The sequence below is a fragment of the Desulfosarcina variabilis str. Montpellier genome, assembly GCF_048565275.1.
Classification (GTDB): Bacteria; Desulfobacterota; Desulfobacteria; order Desulfobacterales; family Desulfosarcinaceae; genus Desulfosarcina; species Desulfosarcina variabilis.
Genome location: NZ_CP159846.1, coordinates 777,717 through 799,275, shown reverse-complemented (window position 1 = coordinate 799,275; position 21,559 = coordinate 777,717). Strand labels below are relative to the sequence as shown.

The 21,559-nt window shown below is 53.2% G+C and carries 9 protein-coding genes; 1 reads left to right on the top strand and 8 read right to left on the bottom strand.

Annotation, left to right across the window (positions count from 1 at the left end; translation table 11 throughout):
- Positions 1-5: 5 nt before the first annotated feature.
- Positions 6-3,269: a PocR ligand-binding domain-containing protein gene (locus tag Dvar_RS03525; RefSeq protein WP_419660349.1), complete on the bottom strand. Its 3,264-nt coding sequence runs from the start codon at positions 3,267-3,269 to the stop codon at positions 6-8.
- Between the two features lie 61 nt (positions 3,270-3,330).
- Entirely contained in the window at positions 3,331-3,849 is a 519-nt protein-coding gene (locus Dvar_RS03520) for a cache domain-containing protein (protein ID WP_419660348.1), read from the bottom strand.
- Positions 3,850-3,946: 97 nt separating this feature from the next.
- On the opposite strand from Dvar_RS03520, the gene Dvar_RS03515 reads away from it, so the two are divergent.
- The gene (locus Dvar_RS03515; RefSeq protein ID WP_419660347.1) at positions 3,947-4,123 is read left to right on the top strand and encodes a hypothetical protein; all 177 of its coding nucleotides are present in this window, start codon (positions 3,947-3,949) and stop codon (positions 4,121-4,123) included.
- On the opposite strand, the gene Dvar_RS03510 is transcribed toward Dvar_RS03515, so the two are convergent.
- The 6 genes from Dvar_RS03510 to Dvar_RS03485 form a co-directional block, all read right to left on the bottom strand.
- Positions 4,124-7,918, bottom strand: a complete 3,795-nt coding sequence (locus tag Dvar_RS03510) for a PAS domain S-box protein (RefSeq protein WP_419660346.1) — start codon at positions 7,916-7,918, stop codon at positions 4,124-4,126.
- Positions 7,919-7,951: 33 nt separating this feature from the next.
- Positions 7,952-8,983: an ABC transporter substrate-binding protein gene (locus Dvar_RS03505; protein WP_419660345.1), complete on the bottom strand. Its 1,032-nt coding sequence runs from the start codon at positions 8,981-8,983 to the stop codon at positions 7,952-7,954.
- 244 nt (positions 8,984-9,227) lie between these two features.
- On the bottom strand, positions 9,228-13,010 hold the full coding sequence (locus Dvar_RS03500; protein WP_419660344.1) for a PAS domain S-box protein: 3,783 nt from the start codon (positions 13,008-13,010) through the stop codon (positions 9,228-9,230).
- Positions 13,011-13,169: 159 nt separating this feature from the next.
- Entirely contained in the window at positions 13,170-16,460 is a 3,291-nt protein-coding gene (locus Dvar_RS03495) for a PAS domain S-box protein (protein WP_419660343.1), read from the bottom strand.
- A gap of 54 nt (positions 16,461-16,514) precedes the next feature.
- The gene (locus Dvar_RS03490; protein ID WP_419660342.1) at positions 16,515-17,741 is read right to left on the bottom strand and encodes an ABC transporter substrate-binding protein; all 1,227 of its coding nucleotides are present in this window, start codon (positions 17,739-17,741) and stop codon (positions 16,515-16,517) included.
- Between the two features lie 73 nt (positions 17,742-17,814).
- On the bottom strand, positions 17,815-21,555 hold the full coding sequence (locus Dvar_RS03485; RefSeq protein WP_419660341.1) for a PAS domain S-box protein: 3,741 nt from the start codon (positions 21,553-21,555) through the stop codon (positions 17,815-17,817).
- Between the last annotated feature and the right edge of the window lie 4 nt (positions 21,556-21,559).

Here is a 21,559-nt window from a genome sequence, read left to right as displayed (position 1 = left end):
CCCCATCACCCCATCTCCACTCCCTGCTCCCTGCTCCCTGCCCCCTGCTCACCGTCCCCCTCCTTGGGCAACCGGATCACAAAGCGAGTACCGCCATAATCCGTTGCATGCACACTCATCTCTCCCCCATGATCTTCGGTGACAATAAAGTAAGAAACCGACAACCCCAGCCCCGTGCCCTTACCCACCGCTTTGGTGGTAAAGAAAGGTTCGAAAATACGCCGACGGACCTTTTCATCCATGCCCGGTCCGTTGTCCTCGATCTCCACTTTGACCCAGGCGTCGTCATTTTTCACCCGCAAGGTAAATTTTGAGGGAGCAGAGGCATTCACCGCCTCAGCCATGGCCTCGGCCCCATTTTTCAGGATATTCATAAACACCTGCTGAATCTTGCTGGCTTCGCAGGAGACGGGGCCAGCCGATTCGTCGTACTGGCGATCAATTTCGATCCGTTTGAAATCGTAGTTTCTTTTCATGTCATAATCGGTTTTAAGCAACTCAATGGTTTGGTCCATCAGGGCGCCCAGATCATGACTTGAAGCGGCCTTTTCGCTCTTGCGCGCGAAGCTGAGCATGTTCCTGACGATGGCGGCGGCCAGGCTGCCGGAGGTGCGTATGTTCTCTATCATCCCCGGCAGTTTACGTATGCCCAGATATTGACGGATAGCTGCCAGTGTCGTACCGGCGGCCTCGGCAGCATTGTGATTGGCCGGCAGGTCTCCCAGTAGTCGTTTTTCCAAAACCGACACGCTTTGCAAAATACCGGCCAAGGGGTTGTTTATCTCGTGGGCCATGCCGGCCGCAAGACCGCCAATGGAGAGCATCTTCTCACTTTGGATCATCATCTCTTCCAGACGTACCCGATCGGTCACATCGTCTACCCGGATCACCGCGCCTTCAACACCATTGGCAATCAAGGGAAAGATCGTCACGTCTTCATAACGCATCTCATGCTGACGTTCATGAGGGATTTTCAAGTCACGAAGCACCCGGCGTTCCCGGATGGCCGTTTTTATATTTTCCATTTCTCCCATCAACCGGGGAAAGACATCCACAAGCGGCCGGGATTGGGCCTTGGCAATACTTACCCCGGTCACCTGCTCCGCCTGGTGATTCCATTGGGTAACCTGGCCGCCACGGTCCACGGCTACCATAATGGATGGCATGGAGTTGATAATATTGGAAAGGTAGTTCCGCAATTGTTGCAATTCTTGTTCAGCTTGCCTGCGCTGAGCGATAAACCGTGCCTGTTGAACGTTTTGATAGGCTGACATGGAAAGCTGCTCAGACACTGCAAAAAGAACATGGGCCACTTTCTCGAACTGTTCCTCCGACATCGTGGGCACCTGACGATAAGCATTGCGAAAGGCGGTTTCGTCTGCACCAATCTCACGGGCGTAGACCATGATGTCTTCTTCTTTTTGGGTTTCGTTGCGAACCTGGCCGATCAGCCAGTTGGCAATATGACGCCCGCCGACGGTGATACTGGCGCCTGCGTTACACAAGCCGGCGCTCAGGCACGGCTGGATGTTGGGGCCATCGGGATTGTGTCGCCCGATCATCGCATCGGAATAATTACAGTTTTTACGTCCTTTCTCGGTATTGCGAATGATCTCGCCACATAGAATTGTAAAGTTGCTTGGCTTGGTGATCGGCGTGCCGTCAGGATAAGTAATCAGGGCGCCAACACCAAAAGCCTCGGCATACAGGTCCTGAAGACGCTGAATGTCAGACAGATTGAACAGATCTTCAAATACAATCCCTTCCACATCCTCCAGGGGTTGTGTCAAGGCCACAATCCGTTTTTCGAGTGCTTCCTCCATCCGTTTGCGATCGGTGATGTCCGCGTGGGTTCCAATAAAGCGCACCGGCTCACCCGCATCGTTATGCTCAACGATCTTCCCTCTTCCCTGAAGCCACATATAGCTGCCGTCTTTACGTAGAAACCGGAACTCCACTTTATAGAGTTCCAGATCCCCTGCCATATATTGGTCGATGACCGATTTAACCCTCTTGACATCGTCCCTGTGAACACGTTTTTCCCACTCCTCGAATACACTGGGAAATTCGTTGGGTCGGTACCCAGCCATGGTGTAATAGCGGGAATCGAAGAATACGGTGCCTTCGTTCACGTTCCAGTCCCAAATGCCTTCGTTGGCCCCCGCCAAGGCCAGGTCCAGACGTTCCTGGCTTTCCTTGATCTTCGCCGCCATCACATTGAAGGCCCGGGCCAATTGGCCGATTTCATCCTGAGCGCTGATCGGGGCCGTAACATCAAATCGTCCGCCTTCAAAATGTTTCATGGCGTTCATTAAATTGGCAATGGGGCCCACAATGGTCGTATTCAGACCGAAAATACCCAGGGCTATTAAAAATAACGGAACGATAAAAAGAAAAACAACAACTGTTACCAGGCTGCGCTGGCTGGCCCGCGCCAGCTTCTGGTTGGCACGATCCAGATCGGACTGAACGCCCATGACAATGGCATCCGTTTCGGTACTGCTGACGGCCAGATCAAAATCATCCTTAGCTTGTGAGATCTGTTTTTCAAAGCGGGAAAGGGTCTCGTCTGATTCGATAATCAATCTGTCGAGGGATTGGATTTGGGCAAACAGCTCGGCGAAAAGGGTTTCAATACTGCCGTCCGGGTCGATCAATTGCAGTTGAGATGCGACGAATCGTTGATTTTTCGCAACCAGGCGTTTGCCTTCCTCCGGCAAACGCCTGGATATGAGGCCGTTCATGGCAATCAGGGTCAACTGATTGAGGTTTTTCAGAACATACGGTGCCAACGCACGCTTTTCAGAGGTGTCCACGCCAAGGACCTGATCCATTTGGGCAAGGGCCAGTACGGTTGCAATTTTTTCATCCAGTTTATAGTAATGGTCATTGATTTGCGTTCTGATGGCATTGAAAGCCTGATCGATGTCTTTGGATGCTTGTTCTTTCTTTGCAATCAGGTCGACTAATCGTTGTCCGGATGTTGCCAGGCTCTCGTGTTCGGCCCTTAGCGGAACGGATGGCGGATTCAATTGTTCCCGGATAAAAGCCGGGACATGGCCGGAAGCCACAACGTCGGAAATGAATCGGATCAAACTGTTCTTCCACTTTGCGAACTCCCGGATATCGGCCAGTTTTTCATCCACCGCGTCACGAAAATGTAGATTGGAAGAAACCTCCCGGTGGGTCCAGATACTCATCGAGGCCAGTATTACGAAGATAAAAAATACCACCGTCCCCGTTGCAAAAATCTTTTTTCGTATCGTCATGTCGGAAGCCTTCCCTCTATCTAAGCGCTTAGAGCCGAAAGCTAATGGCTAACTGCTCAAGTTAGTTTTCTTTCCAAAACCCACATCCAACCCAGGCTTTCTGCCCGTCTTTCAAAAAAATGCCCTTCACGTAAGAGACCTTTGTCTGTAAGCTGTTTGTATATGGGTTCAACCAATCATACTCGATCCAGCCTTCTCCATCTCTCTCGATCATGTGGGCAATCTCGTGGAAAAGCAGCCTGCCATTGGGCGTCCTCAGATGCCACATGTTCTTGCCCAGCAGTTCGGAACGAATCCCATGCCCACAGCAAATCGCTTCTCTTTTTATGAAATTGTAGCAGTGAATGAAAACGTAAAGGTTTTTGTCGGGGTTGATGAATTCCGGATTGGTTTGAAGGGCATGTTGGACGGTGGCCATATCGTCTGAATGGCCCCGGACATAAGCATGGGCCGCCTCGACCATGGCTTTTACCTTTGATGCAACAGGCTGCATTGTCGCTTTTTCCTCAGCAGTTGTCGAAGACGCTGCCATTGTGACCAACACAATCATGACTGCTAAAAAACCGATCGATAATTTCATTATGGTTCCTCTTTCTCTGGGATGGTTAGCCTCGTTGCACACTCACGATATCAGCTGTTAGCGATTAGCTGTTGGATAAAGCGGCCTCCACCTTTGGATGCAAAAAGCCAATTGCAAACAGCTGAACCTGACCGATGAACCGGCTGTTCACCGACTACGGATTACCGATCACCGACCACCGTTCATCCAGCGTCCGTTTCTCCCCCCATCCCCCCATCCCCCCATCCCCCCATCTCTACTCTCTACTCCCCAACTACCGATCACCGACCACTGATCACTGGTCACCCTTGGGCAGCCGGATCACAAAGCGGGTGCCACCACTACCCCCTGCATGCACGCTCATCTCTCCTCCGTGATCGTCGGTGACGATAAAGTAGGAAACCGACAGGCCTAGTCCTGTACCCTTGCCCACCGGCTTGGTCGTAAAGAAGGGCTCGAAAATACGCCGGCGGGTCTTCTCATCCATGCCCGGGCCGTTGTCTTCGATCTCCACGCGCATCCACGCACCGTCATCTTGGACCCTCAAAATAAATCTCGGCGGTTTGGGTGAATCGGCCACCTCGGCCATGGCTTCAGCACCGTTTTTCAGGATATTAATAAAGACTTGTTGGATCTTGCTGGCTTCGCAAGCGACCGGTTCGGCCGTTTTATCATACTGGCGGATGATCTCGATCTGTTTGAAATCGTAGTGTTTCTTCATGTCGTAATCGGTCTTGAGCAGATCGATGGTTTGGTCCAGCAAGCGTCCCAAGTCATGGCTGGAAACAACTTTTTCACTTTTTCGGGCAAAGCTGAGCATATTCTTGACGATAGTGGCGGCACGGTTTCCGGAATCACGGATGCTCCCGATCATTTCGGGCAGATTGCGAAGTGCCAGGTATTGCCGGATGGTTTCCAGGGTCGTACCGACGGCTTCAGCAGCGTTTTGATTGGCCGGCAAATCTCCGAATAGACGGTTCTCCAGGACCGACGTGTTCTGAAGAATTCCGGCCAGGGGGTTATTGATCTCATGGGCCATGCCCGCCGCCAGGCCGCCTACGGATAGCATCTTCTCATTTTGGATCATCATCTCATGCAGACGCACCTGTTGGGTCACGTCATCGACACGAATTACGGCGCCCTCCACCCCGTTGGCCACCAGGGGAAAAATGGTTATATCTTCAAAGCGGGTTTCATTTTCCACCTTATGGGAGACTTTGGGGGAGCTGATCACCCGACGCTCCCGGATGGAGGTGTGCACACGCTCCATTTCGCCCGCCAGGCGGGGGAACACGTTGGTCAGTGGTTGGAAGCGAACTGTTTCGAAACTCAAACCGGTGGATTGCTCCGCCCGGTGATTCCACTGGGTTACGTGTCCGTCACGGTCCACCGTCACAAGGATCGAGGGCATGGAGTCAATAATATTGGATAAGTAGTTTCGCAAACGGCGCAGTTTCTCTTCGTCATCCTTTTGCCGGGTGATTTCGGTTAGCACGCCCACCACGCCAATAACCCGGCCATCGGTATCCTTGAGGGGGGAAAAACTGTCACGGGACCAAACCGTGGGATTATGTGGATGGGTTACCTCAACTGCTATTCCCACCTCACCTTTCATCACATTTCGAATTTTTTCTTCAATTGGTGAATTCTTAATATGTGGAAACGCTTCCCAGGGACGTTTGCCGATCACCGCCTCCCGTGGCACATTGGTTATGATTTCCATGCTTTTATTGTAGATCTTATTTTTAAATTCACTGTCGAGCACAAAAACACCTTCATTCATTGATTCAAGAATATTGCCAAGCAGTTGCTCGTTTTCACGCAGATTTTTTTCCGCCTGCTTCCGTTCGGTGATGTCCTGGACAAAGGCCACATGAAATTCCTGGTCCTCGAAGGTCATGACATTGTCGATCACCTGAACCGGAAATACCTTCCCGTTTTTATGCCGAATCAGGGTCTCAATTGTCTTGACCCCATGGATGCGCAGGTCTGCCATGTGCAAGGTCCATTCCTCGGGCATGAATTGTGTGTCGATGTCAAAAACACTCATTTTGCAGAGTTCTTCCCGTGAATAACCGAGGAAACGGCCAGCTTCTTCGTTGACATTTAAAAATTCACCATTCTTCCCCAGCAAAAAAATACCGATGGCGGCCTTGTCGAATATAAACTGGGAAAACCGCAGACTGGATTCCATCTCCTTGCGCCGTGTGATGTCCGTGAGCATACCGTAGAAAACAATCTCGCCCTTGATCCGACGGGGTATCGAGCGCCCTTCGAACCAGATTTTTTCTCCCGACGGTTTGGTGAATCGCCCTTCATAGTACCATGGGCTGACCGCTTTGAACGCATCTTTCACGGATTTGACAAACCGAGGCTGATCCTCCTCGGGAAGACAAGCAACAAAATGGTTAAAGAATTCTTCTTTTTCGCTATCCAGTCCCAAAATCTCAACGGTCCGTTCCCGCACCACGCTGGTAAGTGAATTGGTCCTAAGTGCATTGGGATCCGCTTTGTATTGATACACGACACCGGGAACGTTAGAGACGAGATCTTTCAGGTGCTCTTCGTTATCCTTGATCGCCTGTTCCATCTGCTTGCGTTCGCTGATGTTTTGAACAAAAGCGATAGCATATTGCCGGTCTTCGTATTCCAAAAGGTTGCTATATATTTCAACCGGAATCAGGGTCCCATCCTTACGGCGGTGTTGTCTCTCATAGAAGAACGTCCCCGCATCCACTAATTCCCGCCATATCAAGTCCCAGTTTTCAGGGGTAACCAACGTGTCGATGTCACAGATGGAAAGGGTCCTTAACTCTTCCCTGGTATAGCCAAGAAGGTCAGCAGCTTTCGGATTTACTTCTAAAATGCGGCCGTCCGAAGCGATCCGGTAGATTCCGATATTGGCATGATCAAAGCTGAATTGGGTGATGCGCATGAATTTCTCGGTTCGCCGGCGTTTGGAAATTTCCCGTTCCAGGGTTCGGGTTCGTTCGGCCTCCTGGTCCAACATCCCCCTCAATTGCCGGGTCATCTGGTTGAATGCCGCCGACAGATGGATCACCTCGGTGGGGCCGTTCATTTGTGCCCTGACATCCAATTCACCATCGGCGACGCGGTCGGCTGTTCGAGTCAAATCGACAATGGGAGTGGCCAGCCGACGGGCCAGAAGAATGCCCAACCAACCGGCCAGGGCGGATATGCACAGCAATACGATAATGGATATCAACCCATTACGGATGACCGGCCGGTACGCTTCCATCACCGGCAGCTCTGTCATCACGGCCCAATCCGGATCGCCCAAGGGGACATAGGTACCCACCACCTTTTTGCCGGTAATGCCAACAAAGGTATGGACGTCGATATTTTCTTTTTTTTCAGGTTGATCGATAAAAGCCGCAACATCGCTGAGGTGGTCCAACGTTTCACCGCGCAGCACACGGCCCGTCTCACCGAAGGCGATCAGACGCCCTTTGCGGTCCACCACATAGGCGTGGCCGGTCTCCCCCACCCGGAGCCGATCCACCAACTCCCAGATGAACTTCAAATTAACCTCGGCCAATAAGGCCCCCAACCGATCACCCAAAAGGGTGGTCACCGGCACGGACAAAATGACCAGGGGCTCACTGGTTACCTGATCCACATAGACCGCACCGATATGCCGCTGTCCGGCGGATACCCTTCTGAAGGGATCAGCCCCCAGTTGTTGGTCAAGCCTTCCGGATTCAATCTGGGACATGCGGGATGCTCTGAACAGCGCTTCATTTTCTGTATTTAAAAGCAGCAGTTGGCGGAAAGCCGGTTCCATGCCGAGCAGCGCCTGCAGAGCGTTTTCCCGCTCCCGGGCCGAGCCGGTCAATCGGACGGCCGCCTCCATGACGATAAATTTATCCTGAATAAAACCGGCAACCGCGTCGGCGGCCTGACGGGCAACCACATGCTGCTTGCCGGCGACGGCCTCCTTCTGGGTTTGGATCAGAAAAATGATACCGACGAAACCGGAGAAAAGCAGTGCAGCGACACTCATTGTAACGAATGCCAGTGTCAATGTCGTCCCCAGATTTCTGGAAGATGCGGCGTTCTTTGATTCCATGTTCTTGACCTGTACAATTAGATAGACAATAGATCATCGTATGATCTGTGAGGCCATGCTCAACAACCCCCTGGGCACCTCCACCCCAAGCTCCCGGGCAACCGTGAGGTTGATGGTGAGTACTTGCTCAGGGCTCACGACCGGTATCATCCCCGCCGGTGTGCCGTTCAGTACTTTGCTGACCAGGGGGGCGGTCAACTCGCCGACCGTCACCATCTCATTGCCATTGCAATAAAGAGCGCCCTGCTCGGCCGTGTAGAAAAATGACCCCCCAATGGGAATTTTGTGCTTTTTGGCAACGGTACGGATCACCTCCCAACCGGCGGATGAGTGGTTGAAGGTATCCGGCATGAGAATGATGGCGTCCAAACCCGGGTCCGCTTCACGAGCTCTTCGTTCGAGATCCCACTCCAGTTCTCTAAGCGTGGTTACCGGAGCCTCGACAAGTGTGATCCCCATGGACGCGGATAGGATACGCAAGGCCTGCAGTGCTGGGCCGATCGTGGGGTAGTTCTGATTATAGCCGATCCATACCCGCCTGACCTTCGGCAAAAACGCCTGCATCAATTCCAGCCGTTTACAGATTTGCTCGGGGCCGGGAAACCTGACCCCGGTAACATTTCCACCGGGACGGGGCACGCTCTCCACCAAACCGATTCCCTCGATACCTGCGTAAGAGAACACCAGAGGAATATCCGTGCCTTGAATGGCCCGATGGGCCTTGACCGACGGTTGGGTGGGTACGGTGACGATCAGATCGACCTTTTCGGCGACAAGCGTTTCAGCGGCCCGGCGCTCACCCTCCGGATCATTGTTAAAGCTGTAAATCTCGTAAACGATGGTCTCGCCCTCCTTGAAGCCAAGCTCTGCCATCTTCGATTTCAAGCCATCAATCACGGGAAGGAACAGGTCCGCACCGCATACCACGCCCACCCGATAGACCTTAGGTTCCGGATCCGTGCAGCCATTGATCAGAAACCCCACAATGATGACGATCAGCAGCATCCGCCATTCAGAGCGCAATTGATCCGGTATCGGTCTTTTTTTAGCTTTTACGCTTTCCATGGGTTCTTCTCCTTTCCCCGGATGCTTGCCATTAGCGCGATAGGCTATGGCGTGCAGGTGTCGATGTTGATGGTGGGCAATGCCCACTCATCACGATCCACAGATTACGCAGATTTTCGCAGATTATTTTTCTGACCTCTGACCTCCGACCTCCGACCTCCCATCACCCATCACCCATCACCCCATCACCCCATCACCCCATCACCCCATCACCGACCACCGATTACCGATCACCGATCACCGATCACCGATCACCGCCCCCCTTGGGCAACCGGATCACAAAGCGGGTGCCACCGCCCTTGGCGGCATGCGCACTCATCTCTCCCCCGTGATCCTCGGTGACGATGAAGTAAGAAACCGAAAGCCCTAATCCCGTGCCCTTACCCACCGGCTTAGTGGTGAAAAACGGCTCAAAAATGCGCCGGCGGGTTTTTTCGTCCATGCCCGGGCCATTGTCCTCGATCTCCACCCGCACCCACACATCTTCGTTCCGGACCCGCAGGATAAACGCCGGTGGAGCCGTTTTATCCTTCACCTCGGCCATGGCCTCGGCGCCGTTTTTCAGGATGTTCATGAATACCTGCTGGAGTTTGCTGGCCTCGCAAGGGATCGGCAGCGCAACCGGGTCGTACTCCCGGGTAATCCGGATCTGTTTGACATCGTAACACTTCTTCATGTCGTAATCGGTACGCACCAGTTCCAGGGCCTGGTCCAGGAGTACGCACAAATCATGAGTCGAAACACGCCGATCACTCTTGCGGGCAAAGCTGAGCATGTTCCTGACAATGGCGGCGGCACGACTCCCTGATTCTCGGATATTCTCAAGCATGCCGGGCAGATTACGCATTTCCAGGTATTGCCGTATGGCAGAAAGGGTGATGCCAGCCGCTTCAGCAGCCTTATGATTGGCCGGCAGGTCACCCAACAGGCGGTTCTCAAGGACCGAGGCATTTTGCAGGATGCCGGCCAGGGGATTGTTGACCTCGTGGGCCATGCCCGCCGCCAGGCCGCCCACGCTAAGCATCTTCTCGCTCTGAATCATCATCTCTTCCAGGCGTATTCGTTCGGTCACATCATCCACCCGGATGACCGCGCCCTCCACGCCGTTGGCTACTAGCGGAAAAATGGTGATATCTTCGAAACGGGTTCCCTGCGCGATCTTGCGCGAAACTTTCGGCGTATAGATCGTCCGGCGCTCCCGGATGGCGGTCCTGATGCGCTCCATCTCACCGGCCAGGAGGGGGAAAACATCGGGTAGGGGTTGATTCCAAGCCTTTTCGAAACTCAACCCGGTTATCTGCTCCGTTTTATTGTTCCACTGGGTCACGTTGCCGTCACGGTCCACCGCCACGAGGGCCGACGGCATGGAATCGATAATGTTGGAAAGATAGTTGCGTAGCCGCCGCAGTTCCTGTTCGTTCTGCTTACGCTCGGTAATATCCAGAACAAAGGCCACATGAAACTCCTGGTCCTCGAACCGCACCAGGTTTTGTATGACCTGAATCGGAAAGATCTCACCATTTTTGCACTGGTGCAGGGTTTCGATGGTAGTGATTCCAGCTGCTTTTAGTGTAGAAATGTTGTCCGCCCAAATCTTGGTGTCAAAATTAGGATCGAAATCGAAGACCTTCATGCGGCAGAGTTCATCACGGCTGTAACCGAGGCTGTTGCATCCCTGCTCATTGACATCGAGAACCTCGCCTCCCGTCCCCATTTTCCAGATACCGATAGGGGCCTTGTCAAAAATGAACTGGGTGAGGCGCAGGGATTCCTCCAGTTGCTTACGCGGGGTGATATCCTGGCAGGCCACGAGGATATTGACATTTTCTTTGGGCCCGCGGACTGACCGCACGAATGCCTCAATCCACATCGGGCTGCCATTTTTACCGATCATTCGTAACTGCCGGTGAAAAATCAGCCACGGCGTCTGCAGGCAACTTGCGATCCCGTCCCACGCGCTATCTTTGTCGTCTTCGTAAAAGAGATTCGAGAAAAAGTTTCCCAACAATTCGTTTTTGGCATAGCCAAGTTGATTGGCGCCGAAATCATTGACGGCGGTGATGATCCCCTCATCATCGATGGTAAAAAACATGGATGGCGTTTCATTGTAAAAGGCCCGGTAGCGTTCCTCACTGGCCCGAAGCTTTTCTTCCGCCTTTTTTTGTTCAGTAATATCGATCAATGTGCCAATGACACCGACTTTGCCTTTGTATTTGATGCGTCGGCCGTAGACTTCCACATGAAAAATTGAACCATTCTTGCGAAGAGCACGAAATGCGTAGCGCATCGATTGCACTTCGCCGGCCTGGCGTCGACGGATGTTTTCGGCTACCAGCCGACGATCTTCCGGAGCGACCAGATCTGTCACGCCAAGCTTGCCAATGATCTCACTGACGCTGAGGCCAAATATATGTGCAAACGCATCGTTGACATAACTGAATCGGCCCGATAGAATAAGATAGATCCCGGTCAGTGAAGACTCGGCCAGCAACCGGAACCGTTTTTCGCTCTCCCTTAACTGCGCCTCAATCTGGTTCGTCATCAAGCGCTGGTGAGTGTCTGCCGCCCTCAACGTGTCTCCCAGTTCATTGAGCCCATCGAACACCGTTGCCATGATTGGATCCATTCCGGTTGCATCAAGCCGGCTCCCGTACCGGTTTGCTTTAAAATCCTCTATCTGACGAACCACAATTTGAGACAGACCATTCAATTTGGCGATCTGGCGTTTCAGAAAAAAGGCCTTGAATTCTCCAAGGTTGAAAATAAAATTGTCAACATAGCGATCCTTGAACGGTTTCCCTTCGGTTACCCGGAAAAAGAAGATTCCGGTCAAGGTTTGATTGAGGAAAAGACCAAGTATTTCACCGAAGGTGGAAAAGCCTGCAATGGCACTCCCCGTCAGGACGTTTCCCATTTCTGGGAGTTGACTCTCGTTTAACAATCGTCTCTGGATGCAGTCATTCAGAATACCGGCAATCGGAGCACCGGGCTTTTCTTCCATAAACTGCTTGAAATCACGAATCGTGCTTTGAACAAGGTCTCCCTTCCTGATAAGCAGCAACTCCTCGCCGGGTGAAATATCGCAGTAAAAATGGACTGTATCCATTTCAATATCGACCCCCGATACCGACCGGACAAATAACTCCTCACCAACCGAGATGGCAAAGGAATACTCATCCATCAGCGCCTCAAGTGCTGAGGGTTGACATTCAAATGTGTCGCAAAGGGCGGCAACCAGACTGACGATCCGCCCCTTGTTATCTATAACCTGACTGACATAGCGATGTTCAACGGATGCCGACAATATGGAGAATGAGACTTCCATAGGAACAAAATTCTGGCTCTTCATGATGCCAAAACGGATTCCCGGAGCTGTTTTGAGAAAGGCGATCAATGCATGATTTTCAAACCGATTCCGGCCGTCGTGCAGCCAGGTATTCTGAAAGTCAAGCTTGCCGCCGGCAGATCCACCGACAAACAAACATGGGAACCGCCCGGAGTCATACAACGCCTCCATAAAAAAGGATTCGGATGCGGACAGGCCATCAAAAAGGATATAAGCCAGTGTATCACGATAGTCGATCTGCATGGCAACATTCAGGTTGCGAATTTGATGTTTCAGTCGTTTTACGCGTTCATGCAGACTGATTTCGATTTTCCCCTGGCGAAGATCCTCGCAGTCCAGAGGAAGGCTTACCACTTCAGCTTGCGCAATGATGGAGGCATCAAAGCACTGGACTACAACCCGATCCCAATAGCGTCCGGCCTCGCAATACAAGCTCCCTTTTCGGGCAACGAGCTCCCCTGCCGTGGAACAGATCATTTTGGGAACATCGGGAAAGCGGCTGAAAATTAAAGCCGCGACATGGCCGACATCCAAATACGGTGAGACATAAGCGATGATGAAGGTTGGCGCCATACCGATGGTTGCCAGATCATCCGGCAGTTGATTCACATTGCTTTCAACGACAGTTACGCCTGGATCGTTATTTCTGCCTTGTTTACTGCTGAAATCTGATAAGCCCATGGTGATCCCTTCTTAATTCGCCTCATCGTGGCGCTGTTTGAAATGTCACGATAAAGAGTAACCGCATTTAGACCGATTCTTGTTCTTCGGTTCCTCGTCCTTCCCCCTTCCCCCTTCCCTCCACCTCCCCTCCTCCGCTCCCCGATTACCAATTACCGACTACCGATCACTCCCCCCCTTGGGCAGCCGGATCACAAAACAGGTGCCGCCACCCTCCGCAGCCCGCACATGCATCTCACCGCCGTGGTCCTCGGTAATGATGAAGTAGGAGACCGACAAACCGAGCCCCGTCCCCTGACCCACCGGCTTGGTGGTAAAAAAGGGTTCGAAAATCCGCCTGCGGGTCGCTTCGTCAATGCCCGGCCCGTTGTCCTCGATCTCCACCCGCACCCAGGCGCCATCGTCTTGCACCCGCAACGCAAACAAAGGGTGCCTTTCGTCATCCGTCACCTCGGCCATGGCCTCGGCGCCGTTTTTCAGGATATTCATGAACACCTGCTGGAGTTTGCTGCCCTCGCAGGGCACGGGCGGCACTGAAGGGTCGTACGCCCGCTCGATGCGGATCTGTTTAACGTCGTAGTGTTTTTTCATGTCGTAGTCGGTCCGGACCAGCTCCAGGGTCTGGTCCAGGAGTTCGCCCACATCATAATCCGAAACAAGCCGGTCGCTTTTGCGGGAGAAACTGAGCATGTTTCTGACAATAGCGGCGGCGCGGCTCCCGGATTCGCGGATGTTCTCGATCATGACGGGCAGCTTGCGCAGGGCCATGTACTGATGAACGGCCGCCAGCGTCGTACCGGCATCTTCAGCGGCCTTTTGGTTGGCCGGTAGATCGCCCAGCAGACGATTCTTCAGAACCGCTGCGTTTTGCAGGATGCCCGCCAGGGGGTTGTTGACCTCGTGGGCCATGCCCGCCGCCAGGCCGCCCACGCTGAGCATTTTCTCACTTTGAATCATCATTTCTTCCAGGCGCACCTGCCCGGTCACATCGTCTACCCGGATCACGGCGCCCTCGACGCCATTGGCAATCAAGGGAAAAATGGTCACGTCTTCATAGCGCGTTTCATGCTGCTTTTCCCTGGGGACCTTTAAATCCTGAAGCACCCGGCGTTCCCGGATAGCCGCTTTGATGTTGTCCAGTTGCCCCTTCAATCTGGGGAATACATCCACCAGATATCGTGATTGGGCATCGTTCACACTGACCCCGGTCACCACCTCGGCCTGGCGGTTCCATTGGGTCACCCGGCCATCACCGTCCACACCCACCAGAACCGAGGGCATGGAATCGATAATGTTGGAAAGGTAATTTTTCAGGTGACGAAGCTCTTCTTCCGCTTTTTTCTGCTCGGTAATATCCCTGAATTCCACCGTTCTGGCTTGTTTGCCTTTGTATGGAATATTGCGAGCTTCCAGGCGCACGGGAAATTCTTCTCCGTTTTTGCGCAAGCCGACGACCTCATATGGTTTTTCGTAGCCGGAATCGATCTTTTCTATCACCACTTTTCTGGATTTCTCAGGGAACAGTAACAACCCATTCATGCCAATCAACTCATCCACTGAATAACCAGTAATTTCCGACAGTCCCTGATTGCATTCGAGGATGAGTCCTTTGTCATGAATCGTAATGCCGCCAAAAGAAGCATTGTGAAGCGCTTTAAAACGGGCTTCGCTATCTTGTAGTTGGTGAATAAGACTGCGCATTTCCGCTTCGTCATGCTTTCGCTGGGTAATATCGCTGACCACCCCGACCACGCCGACAATATGGCCATCGGCATTATTAAGGCACGAAAAGCTATCCCGAAACCATGCCATTTTGCCGCTGGGCAATGGAAGCTGGATTTCAAGGGTTCCGGCGGGTTCACCGGCCATTGTTTTGCGGATATTTTCTTCCACGGGCGTGTGTTTGAGCACCGGAAAGGATTCCCATGGAATTTTTCCGATGGCGTCCGATTTTTTCGACTCAACCATTTTCCCCAATGCGCGGTTGAAAATCGTACATTTGAAATCCTTGCCCAGCACCAGGAGGCCTTCATTCATCGATTCCAGAATATTATTCAGCAACTGCTCGTTTTCCCGCAGTGCTTCTTCGCTGCGTTTGCGCTCGGTGATGTCCTGAACAAAGGCCACATTATACTCCTGCCCTTCGAACTGCATCAGGTTGCTGATTACCTGGACCGGAAAAATCTCGCCATTTTTGCGCTGGTGCAGGCCTTCAACGGTCACGGTTCCAGCCTCAACCAGTTGGGCCTTATTGTTTATGTACCCTTCAAGATCAGATCCGGGAGCAAAATCGAAAACGGTCATCTGGCAAAGTTCTTCCCTTGAATAACCGAGGCTGTCGCAGGCCTGTTCATTGACGTCAAGAATCTCGGCATCCACCCCCATCTTCCAGATGCCGATGGGCGCTTTGTCGAAAATAAACTGGGTCAGACGCAAGGATTTCTGGCTCTCTTTGAGCGTCTCCCGGCTTTCCTGCAAATCTTTTACAAAATGGATGACGTCCCTGGCGAGCAGCGCACCGACGACACCGATTCCACTCAGGATAAAGACCAACAGCGCCCAACTCAGCCGCCGGTTGAGTCTGTCAGTCGATGAAATGGCGACGATTATTTTGGTGGTCAGCGCCTTGCTGGCCTGGAGCAGAAGGTCGCCTGTGGCGATCAGACCACCGTTGAGGCCGGTGAGGGTTGTAAAATACCCGATGATAATCTTCTCCTGTTCAACCAGTTGATCCATTTTTTTATCGAGGGAGGCAACGGTTGTATCGAACCCGGGTTGGCCGCCCATGAGCACACGCATGTATTTCAATTGAGTCTTGTGCCGGTCCATGGCCCTGGCGATGACCTCTTTTTTACGCTGGTATGCGCCAAGGTCCCAATTTGCCATCAGCTCAAGTAAAATCATTTGCTGCTGGAGGTGAAGCCGAATCATTTCGTTGGCGACATCCTTGACTCTGTTTTTAAACGGATCGATCTGATGGCCAGCATAAAGCCGTAGGCCCGCCTCTTCCTGATAGGGCGTAAGAATCTGAGACTCCATCTCTTTTGTAAAAGAAAGGCCGATGCGTTGAAGTTTCAATTTCTCATCGTTGAGCGCCAGTGCCGGTTCGTGAACCTGATTGAGAAGCCGACGATAGGTGGCAAGGTGGGTTTTAAGCGTCTGAATCTCTTTCTGCCACTGAAGAAAAGCATGGGACCCGGCGGCGATGTCGACGCTCAAGGACTGCAGATTGTCTGTAATTTCCTGCCACTGGCGCGCATCCCCGTTCTGAACGAATGCCTTACTGAGCAAACGCAGATGTTCGACGCGGGGCGCCAGGGATTGAATCTGGGTTAACAGTCGCAGGTCGCTATGGGTTCTGCCGGCAAAGTACTGGCTGATGAGAAAGCTCAACAGGCCGGCAGCGGCACCCAGTGCCACAAGCAGGATTATTTTTCGGTTTGTACGCATTTTTTTTCCATACTGGTAGTTGGCGTCTTTATACTGACGGCGGACGCCATTGCCTCACGGACTATCGGACGCGCTGTCCGGTATCGCAACTTCTGACATCCAGGTCTTGCTCGCCGGAATTTCGATCACCGATTCGATCACCGCAACGGGGTACTCGGAACGATACACCAGGCGGCCAAAAAAAACCGGGCAATTCATCTGGCCGTCCGCGGCCCGGATGAAACTGTCGCCTCTGAGCCCTTTGAAACGCAACCCCTTGAGAGCCTTGGCCGTGGCGTCCGGTACGGCCGACCCCGCATTCAACACCGCCTGGTGCCATGCCAGAAAAGAATCATAACAGCAAACGGTAAAATCCAGGGGATAGTGCTGGTATCGATGGGAAAAGTGTTCCAGGAAACGACTGGCCTGTGAATATTTCTCAGCCAGGTAGTTGCACGGTCCGCGGGAAATATTCCAGATTCCCTCGGGAAGTGTGCGCTCCGACGCATCCGAAATCAGGGAAAACCACCCAAACGCCGGCATTTTGTCAAAAAGTTTCCGGGATTTGGCTGCACGCAGAAAATGTCGCAAATCTTCTCCCCAAGTGGCCACCACCAGCGCATCCGGTTTGGATGCAATCAACTGTGCGACATGCTGGTCATATGCGACCTCTCCAAAGGGATGCCAGATTTCCACCGTCCACTCGATGGGAGCACCGATCTGTTGGACGTGCGCCTTAAAAAAGCCCAGAATCCCCCGCCCCCAGCTATAGTCCGCACCGATCCAGGCGTACCGTTTCCAGGGCATCAGGGTGGCAAAGATGGTAAATCCCAAAGACTCCATCCGTGAATTGGGCTCGAACAGGAAAACGAATGGATGGCCGCTCTCTCCCACGATGGACTGGGCATTGCCGATGGACACGAGATAGGGAACCCCCTTTTCCCGGCAGGCCGCCGACGCCTTTAACACGCAGGGGCTGGACGCCCCGCCGAAGACGGCCACGATGCCCTCGTCACCCGCGAGTTCAATCACATGACGGTAATGGCGCTCAGGATCATTGCCGCCGTCGCGGTGAACCATTTCCACAGGCCGGCCAAGAAGCCCCCCGGCAGCGTTCCAATCACTGACCGCCATGCGGGCAGCCAGGAAAGCATTGTCGGTGTATGCTTCAGACACCGAGGAGAAGTCACCCACAAAGCCAATCTTGATGGGACCTGACCCTCCGCAGGTGATTCCACCCAGACTGAAGAAAACGATCCAGATCACCAAAAATACCCGACAGATGGTAAAATGACGCTTCATGAGGCACTCCTCCTTTGTCTGCTCAGGATTCGATCGTTTTACCGATTACTGACTACTGATCACTGATTACTGATCACCGATCACCGCCCCCCTTGGGCAGCCGGATCACAAAGCAGGTGCCACCGCCCTTGGCGGCTGCATACACCGCCATTTCACCGCCATGATCCTCAGCGATAATAAAGTAGGAGACCGACAGGCCGAGTCCAGTGCCCTTGTCCACCGGTTTGGTAGTAAAAAAGGGCTCGAAAATGCGTCGGCGAGTCTTCTCATTCATACCCGGCCCGTTGTCTTCGATCTCTACCCGTACCCATATGCCGTCATCTCGGACCCGCAGGATAAATATCGGCGGGTCGGAAGCATCGGTCACCTCGGCCATGGCCTCGGCACCGTTTTTCAGGATATTCATAAATACCTGCTGAATCTTGCTGGATTCGCAAGGAACCGGCGGGGCGGTGGTATCGTACTGGCGAACAATCTCGATGCGTTTGAAATCATAATGCTTTTTCATGTCGTAATCGGTCTTGAGCAGATCAACGGACTGGTCCAGCAAGGTACCAAGATCATGGTTGACAAGGACTTTTTCGCTCTTGCGGGCAAAGCTGAGCATGTTCTTGACGATGTCAGCGGCCATGCCGCCGGACATGCGGATGCTTTCGATCATGCTGGGCAGCTTGCGCAGTTGGAGGTAGTGCCGGATTGCGGAAAGGGTGATGCCGGCGTCCTCGGCAGCCTTGCGATTGGCGGGGAGATCCTTCAGGAGTCGGTTCTCGAGGACCGCCGCGTTCTGCAGAATGCCGGCCAGCGGGTTGTTGATCTCGTGGGCCATGCCCGCCGCCAGCCCACCTACGCTGAGCATCTTCTCACTCTGAACCATCATCTCTTCCATACGCACCTGCCCGGTCACGTCATCCACCCGGATCACGGCCCCTTCCACCCCATTGGCCACCAGGGGAAAAATGGTGATATCTTCAAAACGCGTTTCATTGTTCAGCTTGTAGGAAACTTTGGGAGAGCTGATCACCCGGCGTTCACGGATGGAGGCGTTAATTCGCTGGGTTTCACCGGCCAGGCGGGGAAAGACCTTGGCCAGGGGCCGGCGTCGGGCCTCGTCAACGCTCAAACCGGTGGCTTGCTCTGTCTGATGATTCCACTGGGTCACATTGCCGTCAAGGTCCACGGCGACTAGTATGGAGGGCATGGAGTCAATGATATTGGAAAGGTAGTTCTGCAACCGGCGCAGGGCTTCTTCAGCATGTTTTCGCGCGGTGATATCGGCGTTCGTACCGCTAATGCGGGTGGGCGCTCCCTTTTCATTCCGTTCGACAACCTTTCCTTTGGTGTGAATCCACATGTAGCTGCCGTCTTGACGCAGAAACCTGAATTCCACTTCAAACACGTCCCGATTACCGGATAGATTTTGTTCATGGATCCGCTTCACCTGCTCAGCATCGTCTTCGTGAATGCGCTTCATGACCTCGTCGAATGTGCTTGGAAACGCGTTGGGTAGGTATCCGGCCATGGTATAGTAGCGGGGGTCAAGGTAGAGGTCATTTTTTAGAACGCGCAAATCCCAGATGCCTTCATTGGCCCCCGACAGAGCCAAATCCAACCGCTGTTCGCTCTCCTTCAACGCATGCTCCATGCGTTTGCGTTCGGTGATATCGTGAACAAAAGCAACATGATACGCCTGTCCTTTGAAGCGCATGAGCTTACTGATGACCTGGATCGGGAAGATGTCGCCACGTTTGGGCTGGTGCTGGGCTTCGATGTCCATGGTTCCCATCTCATGCAGCTGGGCAGTGTAGATTTCCCAATCCTCGGTGCCGAATCCAGGCGCGAAGTCGAAGACGGTCATGCGGCAGAGTTCTTCCCGGGAATAGTCAAGACTGGCGCAGCCCTGTTCATTGACATCGAGGACCTCGCCCACCGACCCCATTCTCCAGATGCCGATGGGGGCCTTGTCGAAAATGAACTGGGTCAGGCGCAGGGATTCCTCGATGCGTTTGCGTTCACTGATATCCTGGACAAAGGCGATGGCATACTGCCGACCCTCATATTCCAAAAGGTTGCTGTGAACCTCGACGGGAATTACGGCCCCATCCTTCCTGCGGTGTTGTGCTTCGAGATTTCGCATCCCCAGTGCAGTTAATTTCCGCCAATTCTCCCCCCCCCAGGATTTCCGGGCCACCAAGGTGTCGATATCAGCCATGCTCAGGGCTTCCAGCTCTTTTTTGGTGTAGCCAAGAAGCTCGGCGGCTTTTTGGTTGACTTCTATGATACGGCCATCCGGATCGATGCGATAGATGCCGACATTGGCCTTGTCGATGATAAATTGGGCCAGCCGCAGACTGGATTCCATCTCCTTGCGCCGGGTGACGTCCGTTAGCACACCGTAGTAGACAAGCTCGCCCTCGATGCGCCGGGGCACGCTACGGCCTTCAAACCAGATTGTTGCTCCGGAAGGTTTGGTGAACCGACCTTCGTAGTACCAGGGACTGGCTGCTTCAAGGGCGTTTTTCACGGACAGGACAAAACGGGACTGATCCGCTTCGGGAAGGCAGGTGACAAAATGGTTGAAGAAATTTTCTTCTTCGGCATTCAGGCCAAATATCTCAACGCTCCGTTCCCGCACCACGCTGGTCAGCGAACTGGATCCGAGCGCATTGGGATCCGCTTTGTACTGATACACCAGACCAGGAACATTGGTAACGAGGTCTCTGAGCCGCTTTTCATTGTCTACCAGCAATTTTTCACGCCGGTTGATCTTTTCGGCCATGCGCTGCAGGCTCTGGCTCAACTCAAAAAACTCCCGTGTCTTGGCCACCGGCCATTGCAGGTGGTAGTGTCCGTTGGCAATGGCTTGTGCCTTGTGGGCATAAGATGCAAAAAGGTCGGTTAGATTGCCGGCCAGCAGCCAGGCGATGAACAAGGCCAGCCCCAGTGCAATGGCCAGGCCGAAACCAATCAGGACAAATGTGTCCCGAAGCGGTTGAAAGGCCTTTTTGACCGGCTGAGCAAACAGGACTTTCCAACCCACCGCATCTATCTGTACTACCGTTCCCAACATTTCAACGCTATCCATTTTAAACGTCGAGGAGGCCGATAGGGTATCGCCGGCGGGTTTAGTTGCGGCAGGATACTCGGCATTCAACACCTGTCCCGCCCGCCGTCGTTGAGAGTCGGCCACGATCAACCCCCCTGCATCGATCACCAGGGTAACCAATTCGGATTCCAGGGGCAAAAGGCTGATAAATTCGGACAGGTTGCCCAGGGTGATCTCCCCGACGATAACCCCATCATCCAGCGGCACGATCAGCGCGACTGCCACGCGGCTGCTGACGGTGGAGAGAAACGTTTGCGACCAGACGGCCGTCTTTATCAATTTCACGGCGCTGATAAAACGGCGACCGGAAAAATCCAGACCGATATAGTCTACACGGTTGGCACGCTTCGATTTGGCAAGGCCCACCATTTTGACAACAACATCTTTCTTGTCGACGATAAACAAGGCCTCGAAAATCGATCCATCCCCGCACTGGGCGTCCAGCAGGTCAACCACACGCTGATCTGAATCCCCCCGCCGGTTCTTAATATATCCGGCCAGGGCGGTAAGCTGACGCGCGCCGCCCTCCAGATAGGCCGAGATGTGCCCTGAAATAGAGTGGGCCATGGCCTGATGCTGGATGGTGGTGCGCATCTGTATGGCCGGCATCATAAAAAACCAGGCCAGGATGAATATGGTAATCACCGGCAAAACCGCCACCGCGCCGAGATTCAAAGACAGATAGCCTTTCAAAGGGATGCGGGATTTCATGGGA